Genomic DNA, 4,506 nt, shown 5'->3' with positions numbered 1-4,506 from the left:
CCATAACTTGCGATCCCTGCAACTGCTTCTTCAAACAAAAACTTATCGCGTGGATCTGTCAAATCACCAAAGCGAAGAGAGTTAACTAAAGCAATCGGACGTGCGCCCATTGAAAAGACATCACGGATAATTCCACCTGCACCTGTTGCCGCACCAATGAATGGTTCGATTGCAGATGGAGAGTTGTGAGATTCCATTTTGAACACAGCTGCCTGATTATCACCGATATCTACAATCCCAGCACCTTCTCCTGGTCCTTGCAATACGCGTGCTCCTTCAGTCGGAAACTTGCGCAAAACAGATTTAGAGCTCTTATATGAACAATGCTCTGACCACATAGCAGAAAATAGACCTGTTTCCGTATAATTCGGAATACGACCCAATTTTTCTACTGCACGTTCATACTCCCAGTCCGTCATGCCCATTTGAAGATACAATTTGTTTTCTTTGATTTGTTCCGCTGTAGGTTCGTGATTAGTTGACATGCTGTTCACCCCAATTGTTCAAAATTGAATGGAATAAAGGCGTTCCATCTGTACCACCGATAACTTCTTCTACTGCACGCTCAGGAAGTGGCATCATACCTAGCACATTGCCTTTTTTGTTCGTAATCCCTGCAATAGCTAACGTGCTGCCATCTATATTTTCATTCGTATATGTGAAAATAATTTGATTGTTATTTTTCAATTCTTGCGCCGTCTTTTCATCCGCATAGTAGTTGCCGAATTCACTAGCGACTGGAAGTGCAATATTCTGACCTTGTGCGTAGCCATTTGTAAAAGCCGTGTTATTATTTTCTACTGTTACTGTTTCTACTGCCGAACGGAACTTCAAACCATTATTGCGTAAAAATGCACCTGGGAGAATACCAGCTTCCACCAAAATATGGAACCCGTTACCTACTCCAAGAACTAGCTTACCGGAGTCTGCAAATTTCTGAAGTTGCTTGAATGCAGGCGAACTTTTAGCTAGTGCACCTGGACGTAAATAGTTACCATATGAAGTACCAGTAGGTAATAATACTGCGTCGAATTGCTCGAGTTGATCCGCTTCTGTATGCCAAACGTATTCAACTTCTTGTTTCACTGTATCCTCAATTGCGTGGAACATATCAAGATCACAAGTAAGACCTGGGAATACTAGAACGGCGAACTTCATTTGCTCGCAACCTCCCCAACTTCAAATCGATAGTCTTCAATTACTTTATTGATTAATAAATCATTACACATTTCATTGACTCGCGTTTCGATTGTTTGTTCAGAACCATCCATTTCTAGCTCAATCAATTTACCAACACGTACACTTTTTACTTCCTCGTAGCCCATTTTCTGAAGTGCTTCTGTTGTTGCGATTCCTTGTGGATCTACAACACTTTCACGTAGTGTTACATAAATAGTTACTTTCGTCATTGTCGGTTCCTCCCAAAGTGGAAATAATAGTTTTTTTGAAATCGGGTACAGATTGTATTAGTCTTCCCAAATACCAGATTGTTCAATTTCCTGCAAAGTGTCTTCCAGGCTTTCCGTCATGATTGTGACGTGACCCATTTTGCGTTTTTCTTTAGCCTCTGCCTTACCGTATAGATGTACGGACCATTCTGGATAGTCTGCGATCCGCTGTGTCAGTGGCTCGACATGTTCACCCAGTACGTTCACCATAATAGATGGTTCCCATAATTTCGGTTCACGCAAAGGCCATCCGCAAACAGCACGGATATGCTGATGGAATTGTGAAATGTTACACGCTTCAATTGAATAGTGTCCAGAGTTATGTGGACGCGGTGCCAGTTCATTGATAACAATTTCACCATCCGCTAGAACGAACATTTCAACTGCCAATGTTCCAACCAATTCCAGATGACTAGCAATTTTCTCCGCCGCACTTTCTGCCTGGTCTAATACGCTTTGATCAACACGTGCCGGTACAATAGATTCGTGTAATATGTGATGCTTGTGTATATTTTCAGCAATCGGTAGGCAGTATGATTGCCCAGCTGGATTGCGTTGAATAATAACTGAAATCTCTTTTTCGAACGGTACAAATGCTTCAGCGATACATGAAGAATGTGCAAACAATTCTTTAGCATCTTCTAACTGTTCTCTTGACTCAAGTTTGACTTGTCCTTTCCCATCGTAGCCACCAAAAGCCGTCTTAACAATACAAGGAAAACCAACTTGATCAATTTCCTGTACTAATTCTTCGAACGTATCAGCTGCTATGTAGGGTGCAACCGGTGCGCCTGATTTTTGAATTTCTGCTTTTTCATTGATACGGTTTTGTGTAATGCGTACCAACTCCGCTCCTTGAGGAACGTATGCTTGCTCTGTTAAACGCTTCAAACCATCATAATCTATATTCTCAAATTCAAATGTGATTACATCACTGACTTTACTTAATTCAGTTAATGCTTGTTCATCATTATAAGGAGCGACAATTTCAATATCCGCTATTTGCCCACATGGCGAATCAGTCGTTGGGTCTAACACCGCAATCCGGAATCCAGCTTCTTTCGCCGCAAGACCCATCATCCGCCCTAGCTGTCCACCACCGATAATACCGATTGTCTGTCCGGGTAGGATTGTCTTCAATTTAGCTCACCACTGCTTTCTAACGCGATTTGCTTCATCTCATCACGTCTTTGCTGTAGTCTGCTACGCAAAGCCTCATCTTGCACGCCCAGTATTTGTGCAGCTAACAGACCTGCATTTGTAGCACCCGCTTTACCGATGGATACAGTCGCTACAGGTACACCACCAGGCATTTGAACGATCGACAACAAGGAGTCCATTCCATTTAACGCTTTGGATTGTACAGGAACACCAATAACAGGAACTAGCGTTTTTGCCGCAACCATTCCTGGGAGGTGGGCAGCTCCGCCTGCACCAGCAATAATCGCGTGCAATCCTTTAGCCTGTGCCTGCTCAGCATATTCAAACATGAAATCTGGTGTACGGTGAGCTGAAACTACTTTTTTCTCATAAGGGACACCTAGTTCATCCAATATGTCACAAGCATGCTTCATCGTTTCCCAGTCGCTCTTACTGCCCATAATGACACCAATCTTCGGTTCCAAATTAAATCCGCTCCTTATGCCAAGCTTTAATAGTATAAAAATTTAAAAAGGTCCTTGAAAACTCCACTTTTCACATGCACAAAAAGCAGAACTTTCAAGGACCCTTTACCAAACAAGTACATATCTACTTAATTGTAGTTATCCAAGAAAAATTGCTTTCCCACATAGTGTAGACATTTACGGTGTCTTGGTAGAAACGCTGCAGCCAATCCTACAGCATATACGGGGAACTCATTTACCCTTATTATAGTATCAATTAATACATAATCCGTCAACTTAAGTCCGAACATTGTCTTATATTTCTTTTCGAATCATTCGCCTTTAAGTTGTCAAATTGTCAAAAACACGATAGATTACTATTGACAATTAAGTTATTAGCTGTTTTTGATACCTTGAAACTGTGTTTGTTGTTTAATTGGAATATATTTTTCACCCTCTTGTTTAAATAAAGGCTTTTCCCTTCTCCCAACAACCGTATACCCCAAGCTCTGTATACGGTCAAGGCATTGTTCCAACGTTTCATCATCTTGTCGATCAAACCACATTTTATTTTTACTCATTTAAACAACTTTCCTCTTTTCACGCTCTTCACCCAGAAGCCGCCATGTATTGATTTCGGTTCATACGAAATAATAAAAGCTTTCGGGTCAAGTTCTGTTATTGTCTTGTACAGTAGTAATTCGTATTTACGCGGTGTCAAGATTTGCATAGTAGAACGGCTACCACTTAAACCATTAGCAGACCAGTCCGTTACCCCATAACCTAGACGTCGTAACTCAGCAGGCATTTCTTTATTAATATCCGCTGTAATTACGTTTACCGTGATATAACCTAATGCTAGTCTCTCTTCAATTTTCGAGCCAACTACTACACCTGATCCATAACCTAATGCATAAGCTATCAAGTTTTGAATTTGATCCAAGTTATCCAATACCAAACCTAATCCAATAACGTAGATTACTATTTCGATCATACTAACTACAGCAGCTATATATCTATAACCCTTCAACGTTAATATCATACGTACAGTAGAAAAGGATACATAGACGATGTTGATCGCGAATATAAGTAATATCATTCCCATGAAAACCGCTCCTTTCTACAATAGATTTCATCGTATCGTGCCTAACATAAAAACTCAAGGAAAGTCTTTTGTTTATAGGTTATTTATGACATATTATTATTGGATAAATTCTCTTTATGGTCGAAACACCCACATTTGTTACCTTCATAATTATTTGAAACCGCAAAAAAGCCACTCCCCAAAAGGAATGGCTTCGTGCCCAGCAACGTCCTACTCTCACAGGGGGAAACCCCCAACTACCATCGGCGCTGAAGAGCTTAACTTCCGTGTTCGGTATGGGAACGGGTGTGACCTCTTCGCTATCGTTACTAGACTATTTGAGTTGTTCACTCAAAACTGAATAAAAGAC

At 40.9% G+C, this 4,506-nt stretch carries 7 protein-coding genes, 1 rRNA gene and 1 riboswitch; all 8 genes read right to left on the bottom strand.

Annotated elements, in window-relative coordinates:
• Nucleotides 1–485 (bottom strand): AIR synthase related protein (locus ORD22_RS05555; protein ID WP_317645043.1); only part of this gene is annotated, 485 nt, incomplete at its 3' end.
• The gene (purQ, locus tag ORD22_RS05550) at nucleotides 475–1,158 is read right to left on the bottom strand and encodes a phosphoribosylformylglycinamidine synthase subunit PurQ (RefSeq protein WP_317644937.1); all 684 of its coding nucleotides are present in this window, start codon (nucleotides 1,156–1,158) and stop codon (nucleotides 475–477) included. The genes purQ and ORD22_RS05555, both read right to left, overlap by 11 nt.
• Nucleotides 1,155–1,409, bottom strand: coding sequence for a phosphoribosylformylglycinamidine synthase subunit PurS (gene purS, locus ORD22_RS05545; protein ID WP_099689371.1), 255 nt, complete (start codon nucleotides 1,407–1,409; stop codon nucleotides 1,155–1,157). The genes purQ and purS overlap by 4 nt, the downstream gene beginning before the upstream one ends.
• Nucleotides 1,410–1,466: 57 nt before the next feature.
• On the bottom strand, nucleotides 1,467–2,588 hold the full coding sequence (gene purK / locus ORD22_RS05540) for a 5-(carboxyamino)imidazole ribonucleotide synthase (protein ID WP_317644935.1): 1,122 nt from the start codon (nucleotides 2,586–2,588) through the stop codon (nucleotides 1,467–1,469).
• Nucleotides 2,585–3,073, bottom strand: a complete 489-nt coding sequence (gene purE, locus ORD22_RS05535) for a 5-(carboxyamino)imidazole ribonucleotide mutase (protein WP_317644934.1) — start codon at nucleotides 3,071–3,073, stop codon at nucleotides 2,585–2,587. Before purE ends, purK begins: the two co-directional genes overlap by 4 nt.
• Nucleotides 3,074–3,218: 145 nt before the next feature.
• Nucleotides 3,219–3,319, bottom strand: a riboswitch (purine riboswitch).
• 128 nt (nucleotides 3,320–3,447) lie between these two features.
• On the bottom strand, nucleotides 3,448–3,633 hold the full coding sequence (locus ORD22_RS05530; protein ID WP_317644933.1) for an NETI motif-containing protein: 186 nt from the start codon (nucleotides 3,631–3,633) through the stop codon (nucleotides 3,448–3,450).
• Complete coding sequence (locus ORD22_RS05525) at nucleotides 3,630–4,157, bottom strand: DUF2179 domain-containing protein (protein ID WP_317644932.1); 528 nt, start codon at nucleotides 4,155–4,157, stop codon at nucleotides 3,630–3,632. The genes ORD22_RS05530 and ORD22_RS05525 overlap by 4 nt, the downstream gene beginning before the upstream one ends.
• Before the next feature lie 197 nt (nucleotides 4,158–4,354).
• Nucleotides 4,355–4,470, bottom strand: a 5S ribosomal RNA gene (rrf, locus tag ORD22_RS05520).
• Nucleotides 4,471–4,506 lie beyond the last annotated feature (36 nt).

This window comes from Sporosarcina sp. GW1-11 (genome assembly GCF_033088395.1).
Taxonomy (GTDB): domain Bacteria; phylum Bacillota; class Bacilli; order Bacillales_A; family Planococcaceae; genus Sporosarcina.
Note: the sequence above shows the minus strand (reverse complement) of the source record. Positions and strands in the feature narration are given on the sequence as shown.

Bases quoted from the DNA above. Each gene is read 5' to 3' on its own strand.
- ORD22_RS05525 (WP_317644932.1), bottom strand. From the start codon at position 4,157: ATGGGAATGATATTACTTATATTCGCGATCAACATCGTCTATGTATCC.
- ORD22_RS05530 (WP_317644933.1), bottom strand. From the start codon at position 3,633: ATGAGTAAAAATAAAATGTGGTTTGATCGACAAGATGATGAAACGTTG.
- purQ (WP_317644937.1), bottom strand. From the start codon at position 1,158: ATGAAGTTCGCCGTTCTAGTATTCCCAGGTCTTACTTGTGATCTTGAT.
- purS (WP_099689371.1), bottom strand. From the start codon at position 1,409: ATGACGAAAGTAACTATTTATGTAACACTACGTGAAAGTGTTGTAGAT.